Annotated in this window: 18 protein-coding genes and 4 tRNA genes; 1 reads left to right on the forward strand and 21 read right to left on the reverse strand. The window is 60.5% G+C overall.

From position 1 onward, the window contains the following. Positions 1 to 313: 313 nt before the first annotated feature. Positions 314 to 781 (reverse strand): anti-virulence regulator CigR family protein, encoded by a 468-nt coding sequence (locus tag KGB18_RS02165; protein WP_123720988.1) that lies wholly within the window; start codon positions 779 to 781, stop codon positions 314 to 316. Positions 782 to 1,056: 275 nt separating this feature from the next. After that, positions 1,057 to 1,133 (reverse strand) — tRNA-Val (locus tag KGB18_RS02170). A gap of 183 nt (positions 1,134 to 1,316) precedes the next feature. On the opposite strand from KGB18_RS02170, the gene KGB18_RS02175 reads away from it, so the two are divergent. Beyond that, positions 1,317 to 2,600, forward strand: a complete 1,284-nt coding sequence (locus tag KGB18_RS02175; RefSeq protein WP_123720987.1) for an NAD(P)/FAD-dependent oxidoreductase — start codon at positions 1,317 to 1,319, stop codon at positions 2,598 to 2,600. A gap of 99 nt (positions 2,601 to 2,699) precedes the next feature. Here KGB18_RS02175 and KGB18_RS02180 read toward each other — a convergent pair whose 3' ends face one another. The 19 genes from KGB18_RS02180 to leuB all read right to left on the reverse strand — a co-directional run bounded on the left by KGB18_RS02180 (position 2,700) and on the right by leuB (position 23,308). Further along, positions 2,700 to 5,123: a TonB-dependent receptor gene (locus KGB18_RS02180; RefSeq protein WP_223569332.1), complete on the reverse strand. Its 2,424-nt coding sequence runs from the start codon at positions 5,121 to 5,123 to the stop codon at positions 2,700 to 2,702. Between the two features lie 67 nt (positions 5,124 to 5,190). Next, positions 5,191 to 6,135, reverse strand: coding sequence for a FecR domain-containing protein (locus KGB18_RS02185; RefSeq protein ID WP_123720985.1), 945 nt, complete (start codon positions 6,133 to 6,135; stop codon positions 5,191 to 5,193). Continuing rightward, entirely contained in the window at positions 6,132 to 6,641 is a 510-nt protein-coding gene (locus tag KGB18_RS02190) for a sigma-70 family RNA polymerase sigma factor (RefSeq protein WP_123720984.1), read from the reverse strand. Before KGB18_RS02190 ends, KGB18_RS02185 begins: the two co-directional genes overlap by 4 nt. A 259-nt stretch (positions 6,642 to 6,900) precedes the next feature. Beyond that, a tRNA-Asp gene (locus KGB18_RS02195) sits at positions 6,901 to 6,977 on the reverse strand. Between the two features lie 93 nt (positions 6,978 to 7,070). Beyond that, positions 7,071 to 7,147, reverse strand: a tRNA-Asp gene (locus KGB18_RS02200). A 55-nt stretch (positions 7,148 to 7,202) separates the two neighbouring features. After that, a tRNA-Val gene (locus tag KGB18_RS02205) sits at positions 7,203 to 7,278 on the reverse strand. A gap of 257 nt (positions 7,279 to 7,535) precedes the next feature. Beyond that, a complete protein-coding gene (locus KGB18_RS02210) occupies positions 7,536 to 8,312 on the reverse strand; it encodes an SDR family oxidoreductase (protein WP_123720983.1) in 777 nt (258 codons plus the stop codon). Beyond that, entirely contained in the window at positions 8,309 to 9,520 is a 1,212-nt protein-coding gene (locus tag KGB18_RS02215) for an O-succinylhomoserine sulfhydrylase (RefSeq protein ID WP_048395135.1), read from the reverse strand. The genes KGB18_RS02210 and KGB18_RS02215 overlap by 4 nt, the downstream gene beginning before the upstream one ends. Positions 9,521 to 9,598: 78 nt before the next feature. Continuing rightward, complete coding sequence (purF, locus tag KGB18_RS02220) at positions 9,599 to 11,104, reverse strand: amidophosphoribosyltransferase (protein ID WP_007905939.1); 1,506 nt, start codon at positions 11,102 to 11,104, stop codon at positions 9,599 to 9,601. A 41-nt stretch (positions 11,105 to 11,145) separates the two neighbouring features. Then, positions 11,146 to 11,706: a CvpA family protein gene (locus KGB18_RS02225; protein ID WP_038980084.1), complete on the reverse strand. Its 561-nt coding sequence runs from the start codon at positions 11,704 to 11,706 to the stop codon at positions 11,146 to 11,148. Positions 11,707 to 11,804: 98 nt separating this feature from the next. Beyond that, entirely contained in the window at positions 11,805 to 12,470 is a 666-nt protein-coding gene (locus tag KGB18_RS02230) for an SPOR domain-containing protein (RefSeq protein ID WP_123720982.1), read from the reverse strand. Beyond that, positions 12,454 to 13,761 carry a bifunctional tetrahydrofolate synthase/dihydrofolate synthase gene (folC, locus tag KGB18_RS02235; protein WP_223569333.1) on the reverse strand — a complete coding sequence of 436 codons (1,308 nt, stop codon included), beginning with the start codon at positions 13,759 to 13,761 and terminating at the stop codon, positions 12,454 to 12,456. The genes KGB18_RS02230 and folC overlap by 17 nt, the downstream gene beginning before the upstream one ends. Then, positions 13,758 to 14,678: an acetyl-CoA carboxylase, carboxyltransferase subunit beta gene (accD, locus tag KGB18_RS02240; protein WP_007905946.1), complete on the reverse strand. Its 921-nt coding sequence runs from the start codon at positions 14,676 to 14,678 to the stop codon at positions 13,758 to 13,760. The genes folC and accD overlap by 4 nt, the downstream gene beginning before the upstream one ends. A gap of 205 nt (positions 14,679 to 14,883) precedes the next feature. After that, positions 14,884 to 15,504, reverse strand: a complete 621-nt coding sequence (locus KGB18_RS02245) for a phosphoribosylanthranilate isomerase (RefSeq protein ID WP_201059988.1) — start codon at positions 15,502 to 15,504, stop codon at positions 14,884 to 14,886. A gap of 63 nt (positions 15,505 to 15,567) precedes the next feature. Beyond that, positions 15,568 to 16,392 carry a tRNA pseudouridine(38-40) synthase TruA gene (gene truA / locus KGB18_RS02250; RefSeq protein WP_123720979.1) on the reverse strand — a complete coding sequence of 275 codons (825 nt, stop codon included), beginning with the start codon at positions 16,390 to 16,392 and terminating at the stop codon, positions 15,568 to 15,570. Between the two features lie 487 nt (positions 16,393 to 16,879). Next, entirely contained in the window at positions 16,880 to 19,549 is a 2,670-nt protein-coding gene (locus KGB18_RS02255; protein WP_223569334.1) for a FimV/HubP family polar landmark protein, read from the reverse strand. Between the two features lie 208 nt (positions 19,550 to 19,757). Further along, positions 19,758 to 20,768 carry an aspartate-semialdehyde dehydrogenase gene (locus tag KGB18_RS02260; RefSeq protein WP_123720977.1) on the reverse strand — a complete coding sequence of 337 codons (1,011 nt, stop codon included), beginning with the start codon at positions 20,766 to 20,768 and terminating at the stop codon, positions 19,758 to 19,760. Between the two features lie 277 nt (positions 20,769 to 21,045). Continuing rightward, positions 21,046 to 22,158 carry an aspartate-semialdehyde dehydrogenase gene (asd, locus tag KGB18_RS02265; RefSeq protein ID WP_047531244.1) on the reverse strand — a complete coding sequence of 371 codons (1,113 nt, stop codon included), beginning with the start codon at positions 22,156 to 22,158 and terminating at the stop codon, positions 21,046 to 21,048. 67 nt (positions 22,159 to 22,225) lie between these two features. After that, on the reverse strand, positions 22,226 to 23,308 hold the full coding sequence (gene leuB, locus KGB18_RS02270; RefSeq protein ID WP_008007203.1) for a 3-isopropylmalate dehydrogenase: 1,083 nt from the start codon (positions 23,306 to 23,308) through the stop codon (positions 22,226 to 22,228). Positions 23,309 to 23,318 lie beyond the last annotated feature (10 nt).

Genomic DNA, 23,318 nt, shown 5'->3' on the forward strand with positions numbered 1-23,318 from the left:
CCACCACCACCACCACCACCACCATCTTTCGCGTAGGCGGAGCTCATGATGGACAGGCCAGCGGGCAATAATGGGGCGGCTGCAAGCATCATCACGCATGACATGACAGCTGCAAAACTCTTGTTTTTTAATAACATGGGTGGGTTCCGTGAGGTTGATATTGCACGAAGTAATTGACCGTTTCGGCCCCACACAGTTCAAAGGTCAACGACCAACGGGCAGGCAATGTGCAGTTATCGAACAATGCACATTGCTTCCCGTAGTTTACTGATCGTTATGCAGCGAGGGCGCGATTGGAATTTGTGGTTCCACTTCAATCGAATGCGCCATTGAGAACCTCGTAGATGATCCCGGTAGCGATGGCCACCAGTATCAAGTCAGTGCCAGCCTGCCGCCACTCGTAGCCATCGTAATGCGGAAGCCTGCCGAGCAATCGGCCATCGAGTTTTTTGGCGATCCCCGGCGGTAGCGGTTTTCCGCGGGCGAGATTTTTTTGAATACCGGGTGGCAAGGCGGGCCCGGGGCTCCAGTAGTCGCGATAACCACCCACGACTCCAAGAACACTTCCGTGATTGATGCTCGGGCCGTGACTCCAATCGTCACCCCCTGAACCTTTGCCTTTGTTTCCATGGCTGGCGTTGCCATGGTCCTGGATGTTTTGTGGATTTCCCTTGCCGTTTCCCTGGCCCTTCCCGTTTCCCGGGTCGGCCAATGCAGTCATTGAACCGGACGCCAAGGCAAGACACGTCATAGCGGCAATCAACGAGCGAGATCTAAACATATCCGTTCTCTCAGAAAGGGGATGCCCCCTGCAATGTAGACGGTTATGGCTGTGTTAGTTCAGAAAACGTGTGCACTGGAGGTGACGACAGGGCCAGATGGGAAAATCGAACGAACGGAGACATTCAGGCATTGATAGGGCACGACGAAAAGAAGATCGAGCACCTGGAGGTAGGCGCCGAGCTGGCGTTTTGAGTGGGGTCAAATCACAGACAACAAAAAAGGGCCCACCTTTCGGTGAGCCCTTCCAGACCGCCCAGCAGAGCGGATTTTGTTTGGTAGGCGCGATTGGACTCGAACCAACGACCCCCACCATGTCAAGGTGGTGCTCTAACCAACTGAGCTACGTGCCTGCTGTGAGGCGGCATTCTACGGAATTCCGGAGGGGTGTCAACACCTTTTTTTCACCTAACCCTATGAATATGCAAAATATTTAATTTTGCTGTGGCAAAGAAGATTTTCCGCTGGCTGGCGGTCGTTTTTTAACTCGGGTAGGATCGATGCACTCGTAAAATATATTAAACAGAGGCTGCAGGATGGCGAACACTCCCTACCCAGAGTCCTATTACGCCGCGTCGGCTAATGCGGCGCCGCCGCGTCCGGCCCTGCTGGATGATGTAGAGACTGATGTCTGTGTCATCGGCGCCGGTTATACCGGCCTGTCCTCTGCCCTGTTCCTGCTGGAGAACGGCTTTCGGGTAACGGTTCTGGAAGCGGCCAAAGTGGGTTTTGGCGCATCGGGGCGCAACGGTGGCCAGATCGTTAACAGTTACAGCCGTGATATCGATGTGATCGAGCGCAGTGTCGGCCCCAAGCAAGCTCAGCTATTGGGGCAAATGGCGTTCGAGGGTGGACGGATCATTCGTGAGCGGGTGGCCAAATACAACATCCAGTGCGACCTGAAGGACGGCGGTGTGTTCGCCGCCATTACCGCCAAGCAGATGGGCCATCTGGAATCCCAGAAGCGCCTGTGGGAGCGCTTCGGTCACACGCAACTTGAGCTATTGGATCAGCGACGCATCCGTGAAGTGGTGGCTTGCGATCAATACGTCGGCGGCATGCTCGATATGAGCGGCGGGCATATTCATCCGCTCAACCTTGTCTTGGGCGAGGCAGCCGCCGTGGAGTCGCTGGGCGGCACCATTTACGAGCAGTCGCCAGCGGTGCGCATCGAGCGCGGCGCCAATCCGGTGGTGCATACGCCTCAGGGCAAGGTCAGGGCCAAATTCATCATCGTCGCCGGCAACGCTTACATCGGCAATCTGGTGCCGGAGCTGGCGGCGAAGTCGATGCCCTGCGGGACTCAAGTGATCGCCACTGAGCCCTTGGGCGATGAATTGGCCAAGCGCCTGCTGCCTCAGGACTACTGCGTCGAAGACTGTAACTACCTGCTCGACTACTACCGCCTGAGCGCCGACAAACGCCTGATTTTCGGCGGCGGCGTGGTCTATGGCGCGCGCGATCCGGCGAACATCGAGGCGATCATTCGACCGAAGATGCTCAAGGCCTTCCCGCAGCTCAAGGACGTGAAAATCGATTACGCCTGGACCGGCAATTTCCTGCTGACGCTATCGCGACTACCCCAGGTCGGACGGCTAGGCGACAACATCTACTATTCCCAGGGTTGCAGCGGCCATGGCGTGACGTATACACACCTGGCGGGCAAGGTGCTGGCCGAGGCATTGCGCGGTCAGGCCGAACGCTTCGACGCCTTTGCCGACCTGCCCCACTACCCGTTCCCCGGCGGACAATTGCTGCGTACACCGTTCGCTGCGTTGGGCGCCTGGTATTACGGATTGCGGGACAAGTTCGGATACTGACCGATAGAGGTGAAAAGGTGCCAGCGAAGGCGTCATCACGTGCGCCTTCGCCGGCAAGTCGGATCGCCGCACCGCTGGCTCCGACGAAAAGCGGTTCACTCAGAAGTCGACCGTTGCCGAAAGGAGGTAGGTGCGCGGGGTCGCAAGCGTCAAGCCAGGCTCGCTGTCATCCGAGGCCCCGGCCGAACTCCAGTAGCGTTTGTCCGCCACGTTCTCGACATTGGCCCGCAGGGTGATGTTCTTCTCGTCGACCTTGAACGCGTAGCGTGCACCCACGTCGAAACGCTCCCAGGAGTCGATTTCCTTATTGTTGGACTGGTCCAGATACTGCGAGCTGGAATAGAGGCCGCGACTGGTCAGGGTCAGGCCCTGCACGGTCGGCACATCCCACTCCGCGCCCAGGTTGACGTTGTATTTCGGCGTGGCCGGTGCCCGGTTGCCGTCAAAGGTGCCATTGGTGGTGTTGCTCAACTCACTGTCGATGTACATGACACCGCCGAGCAGGCGGAAACCATCGAGTGGCTCACCGAACACACTCAGCTCCACACCCGTGTTCTCACGCTTGCCGTTCGGGCCGAAAACCCGCGTCGTGGCGTTGGTCTCATAGGCCGGCTGCTTGATCCGGAACACGGCGGCGGTGACGGCGAACGCTCCGGCGTCATACTTGGCGCCGACCTCGACCTGTCGACTGATGAACGGCGGGAATATCTCGTCCTCGTTCACAGAGGTCGATGGCGCGATCTTGCCCTGGCTCAGGCCTTCCATGTAGTTGGCATACAGCGACAGCTTATCGGTTGCCTTAAACAGGATGCCGCCCGACGGCGAAACCTTTTCCTCGTCGTAGGCCGTGGCGCCTTTGACATTATCCGTCCAGTCGTCAACCTTCACGCGCTGCCAGCGGGCGCCCAGGGTCAGCAACAGCCGGTCATCGAAGAAACCCAGGGTGTCGGACAACGCCACGCCGCTGAAGCGGTTCTCGGTGTAGACCTTCGAATCGAGTCGAGTGGGTCTGACAGGTGTTGGTGTCTCTACGGGATCGTAGAGGTTGCTGCGGGCCGCGGCATAACGGGCGCCGCCATTTTCGAAGTCCATGTAGAAATAGCTGGCGGCCAGATTGACTTCATGGCTCACCGGGCCGGTATGAAACCAGTTGCGCACCCCTGCCGTGGCTGTCCGGACATTTTCGTCACGGGTGAAGTCACGGGGCTGAACGCTGAAATCGCCGGCATCATTGGTGACCGCAACGGCATGCCGGAGGAAGTCATGATTGCTTTTGCGCGCACCCACGCCGCCGTACAGCATGACGGAATCGCTGACATCGAATTCGCCGTTCACCGCTCCGAAGGTGTCGTTGGTACTCGCCTTGCTCCAGGGCTGCGCATAGTTGTCGCGCACATCGTTCGCATTCGGCACCTTGGCATTGGCGCCGACCTGCACGCGTTCCTGCGGGGCATCGGTGTCACGCTCGGTGCGCCCGATGTCCGTCGAGAGTCGCAGGCGCTCACCGCGAAAATCCAGGCCCAGCACGGCCATCTCGCGGTCGACACTCTGGTGATCCCATTCGGGGTCGCCAGACTGCTTCACGCCGTTGAAACGAATACCGAACTTGTTGTCTTCACCAAAGCGCCGACCGACATCCACCGCACCGCCGACCTGGCTGTCGGAAGCGTAGCTACCGGTAAACGAAGTGATGGGCTTGTCGTTCGCGCGCTTGGGCACCACGTTGATCCCGCCACCCACACTGCCCCGCGGCGAGATGCCGTTGATGAGCTGGCTCGGGCCTTTGATGATGTCGACGCGGTCGGCCATCTCCATGTCGATCGTATAGGTCGGCAGGACGCCGTAGAGACCGTTGTAGGCGACATCACTGTTGAACAGGCTGAGCCCGCGAATGGTGAACTGCTCATAACGCCCACCCGCCGGATTGGTGGCGCGAACCGAGGGATCACTGGCGATCAAGTCGCCCAAGGTACGAGCCTGCAGGTTTTTGACCGCCTCACCGGTGTAGGTGGTCATGCTGAACGGCGTTTCCATGAAGTCTTTCGAGCCTAGCAAGCCTTGCGAACCGCGGCGCGCGACCTGGCCGCCGGCATACACCTCGCCGCCCGCCCCGCCCGTGGCACCGAGAATCGAAGTGGGGGCCAGTTGCAGGCTGCTGCCTTCTGGCGCCGGGGTCAGGATGTACGCCTGCTCGCCCACCGGTTGCAGTTGCAGACCGGAACCCTGCAACAGCCGAGCAAAGCCCTCCTCGACCGCGTATTCACCGGAAAGACCGGGGCTGGTGCGACTGCCCACCAGTGCCGGGTCAACCGAGAGATTGACGCCAGACAGACCGGCAAACCGGGTCAGCGCATCGCTCAGGCTGCCGGCAGGCACCTGATAATTGCGCCGGGCACTGTCTTCGGCCCAACTGGCAGTGATAAATAACGGACTGGCACTCAGGCCCAGCATCAGGCTCAGGTGCAACAACGGACGCAGGCAGGAAGAAGCCGGGCGCGGACAGCAATGTATTACTGCGGGCATTGATAGAGTTCTCTTGATTCGTTCACATGCCTTGAATGACAAGCGAGTCGAAAAAAGGGGACAGGCTTCACACACTATTTTTGCGCGGCAGCAACGTCACCCAATAACGGGTACGTGAATGCACCTCCAGCGGCAGGCTGGCCGCGAGCAACGCGAGGACGCGATCGGTGTCGTCCAGGCGGAAACTGCCGGTGACACGCAACGCTTCAAGCTCCGGCTCCCAACGCAGCACACCCGGTCGATAAGTGCTGAGTTCGCGCAGGAAATCTCCCAGCGGCTGGTTTTTCGCCATCAGCACGCCCTCTCGCCAACCCGGCGCAAGCACATCGAATGGACTGATCGGCCCGACACCGGCTGCTTGAAGACTGACTTGTTGACCACCGCGCAAAGCCAACACCGGCCCCTGCAAGGGCTGCAGTTGCACGGCGCCGCTGTACACCGACACGCGGCAACCGCGCGCCTCCTGCCGGACACAGACTTCGCTTTGGCTGACGATGATTTGTCCAAACTTCGATTGGATCGTCAGCGGTGACGCGCTTGGCACCTTCAGCGACAGTTCGCCCTCAATCAGCTTCAAGCGACGGCTCTGCAAATCCACATCGACGGCACTGGCCGTGTTGAGTTGCAAGGAACTGCCATCAGCAAGCTGCAGCTGTTTGCGCTCCCCCGTGGCCGTATGCAGATCGGCTCGCCAGACATCCAGAGGCAATTGTCGACTGATCAACCAAGCGCCCGGCACCAACGCCACCGCACTCAATGCACGCTTGAGCACCACACGCCGACCCGGCTCGGGGCGATCCAGACTTTTGAGCGCCAACGCTGAAGGCAGACTGGCAAACCGCTGACGCAAGGCTTGAGCCTTCTGCCAAGCCTGCTCGTGACTGACGCAACTGTCGCGCCAACGCTGCAGATTCGCACGATCCTGCTCATTGGCACTTCCAGATTCCAGCAAGGCGAGCCACTGCGCGGCAGCTCGCACTGCTTGACGGGCATCGGCCACCGGACTGTTCACAGTTCCACCAACAGGCAATGCTCATAGGCTTGCGCCATGTAGCGCTTGATCGTGCGCTCCGATACCCGCAGGCGCTCGGCGATTTGCTGATAGTTCAAGCCTTCCAGCTGACTCCAGAGAAACGCCTTACGCACTGCCGCTGGCAATCCATCGAGCAGTTCATCCAGGGCTTGCAGGGTTTCGAGCAACAACCAGCGCTGCTCGGGCGACGGCACACAGTCTTCCGGCAACGCCGCCAGTGCCGTCAGATAAGCCTGCTCGAGGCTTCGACGCTTATAGAAATTACTCAGCAGGCGTTTGCCCACGGTCAGCAGATAGGCACGGGGCTCTTGCAGGTCGGCAATTCGTTGAGAGCTGGCGAGTAAACGCAGGAACGTATCCTGACTGAGGTCCGCTGCATCACAGCCATTGCCCATGCGTCTTCTCAACCAGCCTTCAAGCCAGCCACGGTGATCGCGGTACAAGTCGTGGAAAGTTTGCTCCTTCGGCATCGCCACATCACTCATCTCAAGAAGCCCTGTGCCAAGGAGTTATCGTAAATGAGAGTGATTCTAATTAATGTCGGAGCTGTGAACCAAGTCCTTTATGCAATTGGGGCGCAGAAAGGTTGGACGGGAAGGACATGAGAGAGGAAAAGCCAAATCGCAGACACAAAAAACCCCGGTCTTTCGACCAGGGTCTTTGCTATCGACTCGAAACAGACACTGGCTTTACCAGCAGCTTGCTTCGTAGCTCCAAGGCGTTCAGTGGGCCTTGAGGCAGATATGGCGCAGCGGACGGGACTCGAACCCGCGACCCCCGGCGTGACAGGCCGGTATTCTAACCGACTGAACTACCGCTGCGTATCGCTTTGGACTTTCGCCCAAGTAACTCGTCTGACTGGAAAGCTTCGAGGCTTTTCAATCTCGAGACAGGTAAACCTGACTCGGAAAATATGGCGCAGCGGACGGGACTCGAACCCGCGACCCCCGGCGTGACAGGCCGGTATTCTAACCGACTGAACTACCGCTGCGCGTCGGTGGAGGCTTTTAAAAGCTTCCATCTTGCTTTCGCAAGACTCTCGGAAGTGGTGGGTGATGACGGGATCGAACCGCCGACATTCTGCTTGTAAGGCAGACGCTCTCCCAGCTGAGCTAATCACCCGTTTGCATCTCCGAGGCCGCGAAATTTACGCAGGTACCGAAGCTAAGTCAATACCCCGCTTGAAGTTTTTCTGAAAAAGACAAAATTGTGTCTTAACAGTCAGACCGCTTTCGCGAGCAAGCCCGCTCCCACACTGGATCTGCGACAGGCCACTGGTTGGTGATCGAGATAAATTCAGTGTGGGAGCGGGCTTGCTCGCGAAGACGGCGGCACATTCACATCAATGCTGGCTACATCCATCGCAACCACGCTTGGATTTACTCGCTGTAAATCATCTTCTTGGTCATGCCACCATCGACCACGAACTCCTGGCCTGTGACGAACCCCGCGTTCCTCGACAGCAACCACGCCACCATCGCCGCCACGTCCTCGACCGTCCCTACCCTGCCCGCCGGATGCTGCGCATGATCGGCGTCGGTCAACGGTTCGGCACGCCGCACCGCCGGGTCCCGCGTGTCGATCCAGCCCGGGCTGACCGCGTTGACGCGAATCTCCGGCCCAAGGCTGATGGCCAAGGCGTGAGTCAGGGCCAACAGACCGCCCTTGCTCGCCGCATAAGCCTCTGTGTCGGGTTCTGACTGGCCGGCACGGGTCGAGGCCAGATTGACGATGGCGCCGCTGTGAGCACGCAGGTACGGCGCGCAGTGCTTGGCCAACAGCATCGGCCCGCTGAGGTTCACCGCCAACACCCGATTCCAATAGGCCAGATCGAGGCTTTCCAGGGTGATGTTGTGCGGGTCGGCCACCGCGGCATTGCACACCAGCGCATCCAGACGCCCGAATTGCCCGAGCACCTCGGCCACGCCCAGTGCCACCTGCGCTTCATTCGCGACGTCCATGGCGATGAACCAGGCGTTTTCGCCAAGCACCTTCGCCACTTTCGAACCGCGCTCCCGATCCAGATCGGTCAGCACCACCTGCCAGCCTTCGCTGATCAGCCAGGCCGCAATCCCCAGACCGATGCCGCGCGCAGCACCGGTGACCAGCGCGACGCGGCCATGGGTGCCCGTGGTCGGCGTCGACAACTCGATCACAAGGCAGCCAACCCGCGCGCCAAATCGGCCTGCAGGTCTGCCACGTCTTCCAGACCAACCGCAACGCGGATCAGGCTGTCACGGATCCCTGCCGCTTCACGCTCTTGCGGCGCGAGACGACCGTGAGAGGTGGTGCTCGGGTGCGTGATGGTGGTTTTGCTATCGCCCAGGTTGGCGGTGATGGAGATCAGGCGAGTCGCATCGATAAAGCGCCAGGCGCCCTCTTTGCCGCCCTTGACCTCGAAACTCACGACCGCACCGAAACCCTTCTGCTGACGCTGGGCCAGTTCGTGCTGTGGATGGCTCTTGAGACCGGCGTAATGGACTTTCTCGATACCGTCCTGCTGCTCCAGCCATTCGGCCAGTTGCTGGGCATTGGCGCAGTGCGCCTTCATGCGCAGGCTCAGCGTTTCCAGACCCTTGAGGAAGATCCAGGCGTTGAACGGGCTCAGGGTCGGCCCGGCAGTACGCAGGAAACCGACGACTTCTTTCATCTGCTCGCTACGACCGGCCACAACGCCGCCCATGCAACGGCCTTGGCCATCGATGAACTTGGTCGCCGAGTGCACAACGATGTCCGCGCCCAGCTTCAACGGTTGCTGCAACGCAGGGGTGCAGAAGCAGTTGTCGACCACCAGCATCGTGCCCTTGGCGTGAGCAATTTCTGACAGCGCCTTGATGTCTACCAGCTCGGCCAGCGGGTTGGACGGCGATTCGACGAACAGCAACTTGGTGTTGGCCTTGATCGCCGCATCCCAGCCGGACAAGTCCGCCAGGGGCACGTAATCGACTTCGATACCGAAGCGCTTGAAGTACTTTTCGAACAGGCTGATGGTCGAGCCGAACACGCTGCGCGAGACCAGAACATGGTCGCCGGCGCTGCACAGGCTCATCACCACCGCCATGATCGCGGCCATGCCGGTCGCGGTGGCCACGGCTTGCTCGGCGCTTTCCAGCGCGGCAATACGCTCTTCGAACGCGCGCACGGTCGGGTTGGTGTAGCGCGAGTAAACGTTGCCCGGCACTTCGCCAGCAAAGCGCGCGGCCGCGTCAGCGGCGGTACGGAATACGTAGCTGGAAGTGAAGAACATCGGATCACCGTGTTCGCCTTCCGGCGTGCGGTGCTGACCGGCGCGTACGGCCAGGGTATCGAACGCTACGCCTTCGAGGTCGCTGTCCAGCCGACCGGCATCCCAATCCTGACTCATGCTGTCACTCCTTGCCCTGCTCTTGATTTAGAGAGTCTTTAGTAGATACAAAACCGGCCCCTAGGGGCCGGTAGTTACTCAGTTGTTGTACAGATCAATGATCGCACTGACTGCCTGCGTCTTGACCTTGGAGGCATCATTACGTGCCTGCTCGATCTTGTTCAGGTAAGCCTCGTCGACGTCACCGGTGACGTACTGGCCGTCGAACACCGCGCAATCGAACTTCTCGATCTTGATCTTGCCGCCACCGACCGCTTCGATCAAGTCAGGCAGGTCCTGATAGATCAGCCAGTCAGCGCCGATCAGGTCAGCCACGTCTTGGGTCGAACGGTTGTGGGCGATCAGCTCGTGAGCGCTCGGCATGTCGATGCCATAGACGTTCGGGTAACGCACGGCCGGTGCCGCGGAGCAGAAGTAGACGTTTTTGGCGCCGGCTTCGCGAGCCATCTGGATGATCTGCTTGCAGGTGGTACCGCGAACAATGGAATCGTCCACCAGCATCACGTTCTTGCCGCGGAACTCCAGCTCGATGGCGTTGAGCTTCTGGCGTACGGATTTTTTCCGTGCAGCCTGACCCGGCATGATGAAGGTCCGGCCGATGTAGCGGTTCTTCACGAAGCCTTCGCGGAACTTGACGCCCAAGTGGTTCGCCAGCTCCAGGGCCGCAGTGCGGCTGGTGTCCGGAATCGGGATGACCACATCAATGTCGTGATCCGGACGCTCGCGCAGGATCTTCTCGGCGAGCTTCTCGCCCATGCGCAGGCGGGCCTTGTAGACCGAGACGCCGTCGATGATCGAGTCCGGACGCGCCAGGTAGACGTGTTCGAAAATGCACGGAGTCAGCGACGGGTTGGTCGCGCACTGACGGGTGTGCAGCTTGCCGTCTTCAGTGATGTAGACCGCTTCGCCCGGTGCCAGGTCGCGAATCAGGGTGAAACCGAGCACGTCCAGCGAAACGCTTTCGGAGGCGATCATGTACTCGACGCCTTCGTCGGTGTGACGCTGACCGAAGACGATCGGACGGATGCCGTGCGGATCGCGGAAACCGACGATGCCGTAACCGGTCACCATCGCCACGACCGCATAACCACCGACGCAACGGTTGTGCACGTCGGTGACGGCAGCGAACACGTCTTCTTCGGTCGGCTGCAACTTGCCGCGCTGGGCCAGCTCGTGTGCGAACACGTTGAGCAGCACTTCCGAATCGGAGTTGGTGTTGACGTGGCGCAGGTCAGATTCGTAAATCTCCTTGGCCAGCTGTTCAACGTTGGTCAGGTTACCGTTGTGCGCCAGAGTGATGCCATACGGCGAGTTGACGTAAAACGGTTGAGCTTCGGCCGAAGTCGAGCTGCCCGCGGTCGGGTAACGCACATGGCCAATGCCCATGTGGCCGACCAGGCGCTGCATGTGACGCTGATGGAACACGTCACGCACCAGCCCATTGTCCTTGCGCAGGAATAACCGGCCATCATGGCTGGTCACGATACCGGCAGCGTCCTGGCCGCGGTGCTGGAGGACGGTTAGCGCGTCATACAGCGCCTGATTGACGTTCGACTTACCGACGATACCGACGATGCCACACATGCGACGCAACCCCTACTTAATGGATCTGAACTGAACACAACTCACTGAGGCGTTTTGGCCGTCGGCAAGAGGTGCTCCTTGAACGGTATATCAGCGGGTACGCTGATTCCGCTGGCAAGCCACTGACTACTCCAACCCAGGATCAGGTTTTTGGACCAGTCTGCGACCAATAGAAATTTTGGCACGAGCTGTGATTCTTTCCACCAGCCGTCCTGCTGTACCGGTCCCAGGCTCAACAGCCCGACCGCCACGACCACCAGCAACACGCCACGCGCAGCGCCGAAGGCCATGCCGAGGAATCGATCGGTCCCGGATAGCCCGGTGACGCGAACCAATTCGCCGATAAGATAATTGATCATTGCGCCCACGATTAAAGTGGCGACAAACATGATGGCACAGCCCGCGATCACGCGAGCCGACGGCGTTTCGATGTATCCGCCGAGGTACTCGGACAATGAGCCACCGAACATCCAGGCAACGCCTCCTGCGATGATCCAGGTCAGCAGCGAGAGTGCTTCTTTGACGAAGCCGCGGCTAAGACTGATCAAAGCGGAGATGGCGACGATTGCAACGATCGCCCAATCAACCCAGGTAAATGGCACAGTGCAGCCTACAGACAGATAAGGCGGCGCATTTTAGCAGAGCGCATGGCTATCGGTAAGCTGAGATTGTCAGTGCTTTAAAAATCAGGGTGATAGCTCTAACCGCGCTCAGGCTGGAAACGCACCACAAAACCTTTGAGGTTCTGCTGGCGACTCAACAAGTCACGCAGACGATCGGCTTCCGCCCGCTCGATCAGCGGCCCGACGAACACCCGATTCTTGCCATCGGCGGTGCGGATATAGGCGTTATAGCCTTGGCTGCGCAGGGTTTTCTGCAGGCTTTCAGCGCTCTCACGGCTCGCCAGGCTGGCCAGTTGCACGGACCAGCTGACCGACAGGCCATTGGCATCGACGCGGCTTGGGGTGGTAGCCGGCTTGCTCGGTGCGGCAGTAATTGGCTGGGCAGGTGCTGGCACAGGCTTGGCGACTGGCGCCGGAGGCGTGACAGGTTTGGCAGCCGGTGGCGCTGGTGGCGGTGCCACAGGAGCACTTGGCGCTATCGGTGTCGACGGAGCTTGCTGTGCGGCAATTTCCTCATCGCTTGGCACTGGCTCCTGCGGCAATGCCTGCGGTTCAGGCACTACCACCGGCTCGACCTGCACTTGCGGCACAGCAGGCGCTTGCGGTGCAGCCGGTGCGTCGACCCTCACCTGGCGTTGTTCGTCCTGACGGGAAAACAGCATTGGCAGGAAAATCACCGCCAGCGCCACCAGCACCAGGGCACCGACCATGCGCTGCTTGTACGCCTTATCCAGCAAAGCCATTTGCCGCTTCCTCCGTGGAGTGCCGGGCCAGCCATTCAAGGGCCTCGGCGACACAATAAAATGATCCGAACAACAGAATTTCGTCGTCGCTCGTCGCCTGCGCGCACTGCCCTTCCAGGGCGGCGGCCACGCTGTCATAAGACGTTACCGAGGCGCCAAGGTTCTGCAACGCCGCGTGCAACTGCTCAACGGGCCGTGCCCGCGGCGAATCCAGCGGGGCGACAGCCCAATGCTGGACACTAGCATTCAATTCACCGACAACACCATCCAGATCCTTGTCCGCCAACAACCCGAACACCGCCAGACGCTTGCCTGCCGGTGGCCGACTGGCCAGGCGACGGGCCAGGTATTCTGCCGCATGGGGGTTGTGCCCCACGTCCAGCAACACATTCAGACGCTTGCCCTGCCAGTCGAACTGACGGCGATCAAGACGACCGACCACCCGCGTCGTTTTCAGGGCATCAATAATCTGTGCATCCACCCAAGGCAAACCAAGCAGCAGGTAAGCCTGCAGGGCCAGTGCGGCGTTTTCCATCGGCAAATCGAGCAATGGCAGATCATGCAACTCAACTGCATGCCCTTGAGCATCAAGGCCGCGCCATTGCCAGTTGTGATCGGTGATACCCAGGTCGAAATCGCGCCCACGCAGGAAAAACGGGCAATTGAGCTCGCGCGCTTTATCCAGCAGAGGTTGAGGGGGATTCAGATCGCCACAGAGCGCAGGCGCGCCCTGGCGGAAAATGCCGGCTTTTTCGTAAGCCACGGACTCACGGGTATCACCCAGATAGTCCGCATGATCGACGCCGATGCTGGTGACCAGCGCCATGTCCGCATCGACCACGTTGACCGTGTCCAGACGCCCGCCCAGCCCCACTTCCAGCACCACAGCATCAAGCCCTGCCTGTTGAAACAGCCAGAACGCCGCCAGGGTGCCCATTTCGAAGTACGTCAGGGAAGTATCGCCCCGACCGGCCTCGACCGCAGCGAAGGCTTCGCACAGCTCGGCGTCAGTGGCTTCGACACCATTGACCTGCACCCGCTCGTTGTAACGCAGCAGATGCGGAGAATTGTAGACACCGACGTTCAGGCCCTGCGCTCGCAGCAACGAAGCCACAAACGCGCAGGTAGAACCCTTGCCGTTGGTGCCAGTGACCGTAATCACCCGAGGCGCCGGCTTGCCCAGCCCCATGCGGGACGCTACCTGTTGCGAACGCTCCAGCCCCATGTCGATGGCCGAAGGATGCAACTGTTCAAGGTAGGCGAGCCACTCGCCAAGGGTGCGTTGGATCATATGTTGGCAGGCACCGGCGGAACCACGATTGGCTCGATCGGCGCGGCGACGAATTTTGGCGTCGGCAGGCCCATCATTTGTGCCAGCAGGTTGCCCAGACGCGGACGCAGTTCCTGACGGTGAATGATCATGTCGATCGCGCCGTGTTCCAGCAGGAACTCACTGCGCTGGAAGCCTTCTGGCAGTTTCTCACGCACGGTTTGTTCAATAACGCGTGGGCCGGCGAAACCGATCAGGGCCTTCGGCTCACCGACGATCACGTCGCCGAGCATCGCCAGACTGGCGGAAACACCGCCGTAGACCGGATCGGTCAGTACCGAGATGAACGGAATGCCTTCTTCACGCAGACGCGCCAGCACCGCGGAGGTCTTGGCCATTTGCATCAGGGAGATCAGCGCTTCCTGCATCCGCGCACCACCGGAGGCGGCGAAGCAGATCATCGGGCAGCGGTTTTCCAGGGCGTAGTTGGCGGCGCGCACGAAGCGCTCACCAACGATAGCGCCCATCGAGCCACCCATGAAGGAGAATTCGAAAGCCGATACCACGACCGGCATGCCCAGCAAGGTGCCGCTCATGGAGATCAGTGCATCTTTTTCGCCGGTCTGCTTTTGCGCAGCGGTCAGGCGATCCTTGTACTTCTTGCCGTCGCGGAATTTCAGACGGTCAACCGGCTCCAGGTCCGCGCCCAGTTCGGCACGGCCATCAGCGTCAAGGAAGATGTCGATGCGCGCGCGCGCGCCGATGCGCATGTGGTGGTTGCACTTGGGGCAAACGTCCAGGGTCTTTTCCAGCTCCGGACGATATAGCACCGCCTCGCAAGACGGGCATTTGTGCCACAGACCTTCAGGCACCGAGCTCTTCTTGACCTCGGAACGCATGATCGAAGGGATCAGTTTGTCTACTAACCAGTTGCTCATGCTTTCTTTCTCCAGTACCGGTGGCCCGAACGCTCTGGTTCGCAGCCCCGCGTATGCCCTTGACCTAAATTCATGTGTGTGGCGATGATTGATCGGGTGGCCGGGTCAGCGAGACGCGACCTGCATACAACCCATCAATCCTCAGCCGTGCCTGCTTATGCAGCGCAGTGCATTTTGGGACGGCGGCAGTCTGCCAGCCGTCACATCAAGCCCCTACAACCGCTTTGATGAATGCCTGAATCTTTGCGTGATCCTTGATGCCCTTGCTCGCCTCTACTCCACCGCTGACGTCCACCGCGTAAGGCCGAACCCGGGCAATCGCCTCGGCGACGTTGTCCGGCGTCAAGCCGCCCGCCAGGATGATCGGCTTGCTCAGGCCTTGCGGTATCAGTGACCAGTCGAACGCTTCACCGGTTCCGCCGGGAATGCCTTCGACATACGTGTCGAGCAGGATTCCACTAGCACTGGCGTACGCATCGCAAGCTGCTGCGATGTCGTCGCCGGCCTTGACCCGCAACGCCTTGATGTAAGGCCGGTGCCAGCTTTCACAGTCGGCCGCGGTCTCGTCACCATGGAACTGCAACAGGTCCAGCGGCACGGCGTCGAGGATTTCCCCCAGCTCGCAGCGGCTGGCATTGACGAACAAGCCCACGGTGGTCACGAACGGCGGCAAGGCCTTGATGATCGCCCTCGCCTGCTGGAACGTTACGGCCCGCGGGCTTTTGGCGTAGAACACAAATCCGATGGCATCGGCCCCAGCCTCGACCGCCGCCAACGCATCCTCTATGCGGGTAATCCCACAAATTTTGCTGCGAACGGCTGACATGTCGATAGAACCTCAGGACAAATCCGGGAAAGTCCCGGATGGTAACAAAAGCGTTGGAGGGCGTCAGCCGTCAAGTTCCGAGAAACCGGTGAGGAAGTGTGGGCCGATGTAACGCTCGGGCAATTCGAACTCGTCGCGGTACTCGACCTGCACCAGGTACAGGCCGAACGGATGGGCCGTCACCCCACCGGAACGACGCACACGACTTTCCAGGACTTCCTTCATCCACTCCACGGGACGCTCGCCGGCGCCGATGGTCATTAGCACGCCGGCGATGTTGCGCACCATGTGGTGCAGGAACGCACTGGCGCGGATATCCAGCACGATCATTTTGCCATGGCGGGTGACGCGCAGGTGATGCAGCTCCTTGATCGGCGACTTGGCCTGGCACTGGCCGGCGCGGAATGCGCTGAAGTCGTGGGTGCCTACCAGAGACTGAGCAGCCTCGGACATGCGCTCGACGTCCAGTGGACGGTGATTCCAGGTGATTTCATCGTTCAGGTGCGCCGGGCGGATCTGATCGTTGTAGATCACGTAGCGATAGCGCCGGGCGATGGCCTTGAACCGCGCATGAAAATCCGCCGGCATGACCTTGGCCCAGCTGACGCTGACGTCATGCGGCAAATTGATGTTGGCGCCCATGACCCAGGCCTTCATCGAACGCTCGACCTGGGTATCGAAATGCACCACCTGCCCGCAAGCATGCACACCGGCGTCAGTGCGCCCGGCGCAATGCAGCGACACGGGTGAGTTGGCGACTTTGGACAAGGCCTTTTCGAGGGTTTCCTGCACCGTGGCCACACCGGAGGCCTGACGCTGCCAGCCGCGATAACGCGAACCTTTGTATTCAACGCCCAACGCGATCCGGAAAAAGCCGTCGGCCGCCATTTCGGCGGCCGGATTATCTATATTTGCCAAGGGGTGACAGCCTGCTGATCTACGCAAAGGCAGGCATTATAAGGCCGCCGGACCGGGATGCCAGAGCTGAGTGATCTTCGTGCCCTGCCCGACCGGTGCAATGCCGGGCTTGATGTTGAACGGGATGCCCTCATCGCGAGCAGGCTCGCTCCCACAGGGGATTGGTGGCTTGCGCAAATGATACGGACAACCCGACCAAATGTGGGAGCGAGCCTGCTCGCGATGGCGGTATAACTGTCGACATTTGGGTTGAATGTGTTGGCCTCATCGCGGGCAAGCCTCGCTCCCACAGGTTTTGTGTCGCACACAAGATATGCAGCCAGCATACATCCCTGTGGGAGCGTGGCTTGCCCGCGATAGCCGCGCCTCGGTTTATCTGGCAGGCGCCATCGCATCACCCCCAAACAAAAACGGCAGCCTCGATGGGCTGCCGTTTTGTTTATGCCTTACCGATGACTCACGCCAGACGCGAGAGCATTTCCTTGGCTTCGCTCTTCTGACCGGCATCGCCCTCGGTCACCACCTCATTGAGGATGTCCCGAGCGCCGTCGTTGTCGCCCATGTCGATGTAGGCCTGGGCCAGGTCGAGTTTGGTGGCGACTTCGTCGGTGCCGGAGAGGAAATCGAAGTCCGGCTCATCAGCCGCGGAGGCCAAAGCATCTTCCTCGGTGAAGCTCGGCTCACCGAGGCTCTGGGACAGACGATCCAGCTCGGCGTTGACGTCATTGAGTTCACTTTCGAAGGCATCAGGCTGATCCGGCGCGGCGGCGTCCATTTCATAGGCCAGTGACAGGTCGAAATCCGCAGGCAACTCCAGGTCGTCGAGCGTCGGCTCGGCCACGGTCGGCGCTTCGGCGGCAGGCAAGTCCTTGAGGTCTTCATCCAGACTCAGCAGGAAGTCGTCTTCGGCCATGGTTGCCGGCGAGGCATTGCCGCCCAGATCCATGTCCAGGTCGAAGTCCGACAGATCGTCGAGGCTTTCCTTGATTTCAGTCTGTTGCTGCAACACCGACTCGAAGCTCAGATCGTCGTCCAGCGGGAATTCGTCCAGCTCAGCCAGATCTTCTGGTGCTGGTGTTGGCTCTGGCACCGCTGTTGGCTCTGGTGCTGGCTCTGGCTCCGCCGCAACAACTGGCGCGATCGGAGTAGCCGCCTCCAGATCGTCGAGGCTCAGATCGAAGGCGCTGTCGAAGTCGGACAATGCCGGTTCCGGGGCTTGCGGCTCGTCCAGCAACAGGTCCTTGACGTACTGTGCATCCAGCTCGGCGGCGATCGCCGCAGCGGCCAGACCACCCGCTACTGCGACTGCCATCGCCGGGAAGCGGCTTTTCAATTCTTCAACCCGGGCGAAGTTATCGCCGTTGGCCACCAGTTGACGCTCCTGAGCGACGAACGCATCGCGGTCGCCCTGCTGACCGTAGACTTCCATCAGCTTCAAACGCAGGTCACTGCGTTGCGGCTCTTGCTTGATAGCGTCTTCCAGCAATGCGGCGGCCTGATTCAGACGACCGCCTGCAATGTGCGACTGCGCCTGAGCCAGTACGTCGTCGGAACGCTCGGAACGCTCGGCGGCAGGCGATACCAGTGGCGCAGCGATCGGCGGCGTTACCACAACCGGGGCAATCACCGGGGCCGGTGCTGGCGCAGGCGTTGGTGCGGTCGCAAGTTTCACGCTCGGCGGCGGAACTTCCAGACCTTCGAAGCTGCTTTCCGGCAGGTCCTGGTCGACGGAGAACTCTTGTTCCTCCTCCAAGGCACGGGCCATGCGCAGATGCTTCTCGGCCTCTTGCTGGGCTTTGCGGCGACGGGCCAGCAACAGCAGCAAGAGCAGCAGAACCACCGCACCGCCACCCACCAGACCCAACAGGATCGGGTTAGTCAGCAGCTCGTTGAATTTCTGATCATCGGATGTCGCAGGCGCTGGCTCGGCGGCTGGTGCCGGAACGGCTTCCGGTGCAGCAGCCTCTGGCGCAGAGGTCGCGTCCGCAGGCGTTGTCGCAGGGTTGGCCGCCAGCTCAGCCGACATCGCCGGAGCGGTCGGAGCGGTCGGAGCCGCCGGTGCGTCCGCGCCACCTTCGGCCTGCAATTTGGCCAGTTGGTTGTTCTTCAGTTCGATCAGGCGTTGCAGCTTGTCCAGCTGACTTTGCAGATCGCTCATGCGGCTTTTCTGTTCAGCGTTGTCACGACGAGCCGCGTCGAGGCTTTCCTGGGTGACGGCCAGTTTGTCGCTCAACGCTTTCGCATCACCAGCGGCCCCTTTGCCACCCTTACCGGTGTCGGCAGAGACCAGGCTCAGTTTGTCTGTGGCGGCTTGCGACGAAGCACCTTCACCGCGAGCGCGTTTGGTGGCGTCGAGTTGCTGCTGACCGGTTCCCGGTTTCGCCACGTAGCGACGACCCTGACGCCACGCGGTGTTCTGCGCGGCGACCTCAGCGACGGCCTTGGGTTGCGGCAGGTTGGTGCTCTGCACCTGATCAGGCAGGCGCAGCACCTGACCGGTTTTCAGTCGGTTGATGTTGCCGTCGATGAACGCATCCGGGTTCAGCGCCTGGATGGCCAGCATGGTCTGCTGAATCGAACCGCCGTTACGCACCTTCGAGGCGATTTCCCACAGGGTATCGCGCGGCGTGGTGGTGTGTTGCGACGGCTTGGAGGCGCCGGTGACTGGCGCGGTCACTGTTTGGGATGGCGCCGGTTGCGCGGCCGCATCGGCGGTTTGCGGCGAGAATTTGGACGGATCGAGCAGCACGCTGTAATCGCGCAGCAGACGACCGTTGGGCCACATCACCTGAACCAGGAATTTCACCATCGGTTCGGACAGCGGTTTGCTGGACGTGACGCGCAGGATGCTTTTGCCGCTGGCGTTAAGCACTGGGGTGAAGGTCAGGTCATTGAGAAACGCCTGACGATCGACACCGGCCTTGGCGAAATCTTCGGGCGAGGCCAGGCTCGGTACCACTTCGGCAGCCGTGAGGTCCTTGACGTCGAGCAACTCGATTTCTGCTACCAGAGGCTGGTTCAGCGTCGATTTCAGGGTCAATTCCCCGAGCCCGAGGGCATGCGCCATACCGGAGGACAGCGCCGACGCGGCCGCTATTGCTAACACCAGTTTGCGAACTTGAACCATAACCTCTTCCTTTGTTTGAACATTCCTCGGCCAGCGAGAAGGTGTTGATTGCCGCTGCCGTAAGGCATTGCGCGCGGCGGCGAAGGGTCGTCGCGCGCGATCATTTCATTCATGCAATGGGAAGCCCTGCGGGGTGGCTCACCTTAAGCATTCCGGTCAAGCATGACGCTCGATGGGAATCATTCGATAAATTGTTGCCAAGTATCTTTTACAGCAGGTCTTTTATCAACAATTCAGCCACCTGCACAGCATTGAGCGCGGCGCCTTTGCGTACGTTATCTGACGTCAGCCACACATTAAGTTCCGCCGGGTCGTCGATCCCGCTGCGAACCCGACCAACGTAAACCACGTCCTGCCCTACCGCATCGCCTACCGGGGTCGGATAATCGCCCGCCTCGACCAGTTCGATACCGGGCGCCACTTCCAGGGCTGCGTTGACTTTCGCCAGATCGACAGCGCTCGACGACTGCAAGGTCATGCTAAAGCTATCGCCGAAAAACACCGGAGCTTGAATGCAAGTGACGGAAATCTTTAATGAAGGTAGCGCCATGACCTGACGCAGCTCGCGCACCAGGCGTTTTTCCAGCAGCGTATGACCTTGAGCATCAGGCGTACCGACTTGCGCCAGCAGGTTGAACGCCATCTGCCGATCGAAGAACGCCGGCTCCAGCGGACGCACATTGAGCAGCTCGGCGGTTTGCCGGGCCAGTTCGGTGACCGCTTCGCGGCCCTGGGCAGAGACCGCCAGACACGCCGTCAGGCTGATGCGTTGCAGGTCGAGCAAACCGAGCAATGGCGCCAGCACCACCGCCAGCGTCGCGGCCGAAGGGCTTGGGCTACTGACCTGGAAGGGCTTTTTCAGGCCGGCCAGAATTTCAGCGTTGGCCTCAGGCACCACTTGCGGCGCCTGATCGGCCGGCAAGGCGCCGGACAGGTCGATCAGCGAGCAACCGGCGGCCGTGGCACGCGGAGCGAAACTGAGGGTCACCGCCGGGCCGGCGGCAAAGAACACCAACTGGACTTTGCTGAAATCGAATTCATCGACTTCCCGCACCCGCACGTTCTTGCCGCGAAACGGCACCGAATGACCGGCCGATTCACTGCTCGCCAGCAGGTGCAGGTTACCGACCGGAAAATCCCGCTCTTCGAGAATCTGGACGAGTGTTTCGCCGACAGTACCGGTGGCGCCGATCACGGCAATATCAAAGGACTGGCTCATGGTTCTACCTCTGGCGAAACGGGGGGAGCGGCACTTTACCGGGTGGTTGGCAGTGAGGCAATTCGGCGGAGACCTGCGGCGCCAGTTCCGGCCTCATCGCGGGCAAGCCCGCTCCCACAGGTTTTGTGTTGCTCCCATATTTTGCATACGACCTCAACCTTGTGGGAGCGGGCTTGCCCGCGATGACGCAATAGCTGACAACCGAACCCCTCAGACTGTCGCACATAAAAAAACCCGCACCTCTTTCAAGGCACGGGCTCTTCATTACTTCAACAGATCAACGCTCGAGCAGGATCCGCAGCATGCGACGCAGCGGTTCGGCCGCGCCCCACAGCAGTTGGTCGCCGACGGTGAAGGCACCGACGAACTGCGACCCCATGTTCAGCTTGCGCAGACGGCCAACCGGCACGTTCAGGGTACCGGTAACCTTTGTAGGGCTCAGCTCCTGCATGCTGATTTCGCGGTTGTTCGGCACCAGCTTGACCCAAGGGTTGTGCTGGCTGATCAGCCCTTCGATGTCAGCGATCGGCACGTCTTTGTTCAGCTTGATGGTCAGCGCCTGGCTGTGGCAACGCATGGCGCCGATGCGCACGCAGATGCCATCCACCGGGATCGGGCTCTTGAAGCGACCGAGGATCTTGTTGGTCTCGGCCTGGGCCTTCCACTCTTCGCGGCTCTGACCGTTTGGCAGTTCCTTGTCGATCCACGGGATCAGGCTGCCGGCCAGTGGTACGCCGAAGTTTTCGGTCGGGTACGCGTCGCTGCGCATGGCTTCGGCAACACGACGGTCGATGTCGAGGATGGCGCTGGCCGGGTCGGCCAGTTGATCGGCGACAGCGGCGTGGGTCGCGCCCATTTGCTTGATCAGTTCACGCATGTTCTGCGCGCCGGCACCGGAGGCTGCCTGATAGGTCATGGCGCTCATCCACTCGACCAGACCGGCTTCAAACAGACCGCCCAGGCCCATCAGCATCAGGCTGACGGTGCAGTTGCCGCCGATGTAGTTCTTGGTGCCCGCGTCGAGTTGCTGGTCGATGACCTTGCGGTTCACCGGGTCCAGCACGATCACCGCGTCATCCTGCATGCGCAGGCTGGAAGCGGCGTCGATCCAGTAACCCTGCCAGCCGGCTTCACGCAGTTTCGGGAAAACTTCGCTGGTGTAGTCGCCACCCTGGCAGGTCAGAATCACGTCGAGGGTTTTCAGCTCTTCAATGCTGTAAGCGTCCTTGAGCGGAGCAATGTCCTTGCCCACGGACGGGCCTTGGCCACCGACATTGGAAGTGGTGAAAAACACCGGCTCAATAAGATCGAAATCCTGCTCTTCCAGCATCCGCTGCATGAGCACGGAACCGACCATACCGCGCCAACCGATCAGACCTACACGTTTCATCGCAACTACACCTTCTTAAAAGTGGGCCGCTGCTTTCATGGTTGAAAGTTGCAGCGGGCCAAAGAGATTACAGATTCCGCAGCGCGGCGACTACTGCATCGCCCATTTCCTGCGTACCAACCTTGGTGCAACCGGCCGACCAGATGTCGCCGGTGCGCAGGCCCTGATCCAATACCAGGCTCACGGCCTTCTCGATGGCATCGGCCGCATCCTGCAGATTGAAGCTGTAACGCAGCATCATCGACACCGACAGAATGGTCGCCAACGGGTTGGCAATGCCCTTGCCAGCGATGTCCGGCGCCGAACCATGGCACGGCTCGTACATGCCTTTGTTGTTGGCATCCAGCGACGCCGACGGCAGCATGCCGATCGAACCGGTGAGCATCGACGCTTCGTCGGAAAGAATGTCGCCGAACAGGTTGTCGGTGACGATCACGTCGAATTGCTTCGGTGCACGCACCAGTTGCATGGCGGCGTTGTCGACGTACATGTGGCTCAGTTCGACATCCGGGTAGTCCTTGGCCACTTGCTCGACGACTTCACGCCACAGTTGGCTGGACGCCAGCACGTTGGCCTTGTCCACCGAGCACAGCTTCTTGCCGCGCACGCGGGCCATGTCGAAACCGACACGGGCGATACGGCGGATTTCAGTTTCGCTGTACGGCAGGGTGTCGTAGGCCTGACGCTCGCCGTTTTCCAGTTCACGCACACCGCGTGGCGCGCCGAAGTAGATGCCGCCGGTCAGTTCACGGACGATCAGGATGTCCAGGCCGGCCACGATTTCTGCCTTCAGGCTGGAAGCCTCGGCCAGTTGCGGGTACAGGATCGCCGGACGCAGGTTGCCGAAAAGGCCCAGTTGCGCACGGATTTTCAGCAGACCGCGCTCAGGGCGGATATCACGTTCAATGGTGTCCCATTTCGGACCGCCCACGGCGCCCAGCAATACCGCATCGGCGGCACGGGCACGGGCCAGGGTTTCGTCGGCCAGCGGCACGCCGTGCTTGTCGATGGCGGCGCCACCGATCACGTCATGACTCAGTTCGAAGCCCAGGCTGTACTTGTCGTTCGCCAGCTCCAGCACCTTGACCGCTTCGGCCATGATTTCCGGGCCAATACCGTCACCCGGGAGAATCAGAATCTGCTTGCTCATGCTTTCCTCA

Origin of the sequence: Pseudomonas sp. BF-R-26, from assembly GCF_019947395.1 — a bacterium.
Taxonomy (GTDB): domain Bacteria; phylum Pseudomonadota; class Gammaproteobacteria; order Pseudomonadales; family Pseudomonadaceae; genus Aquipseudomonas; species Aquipseudomonas farris.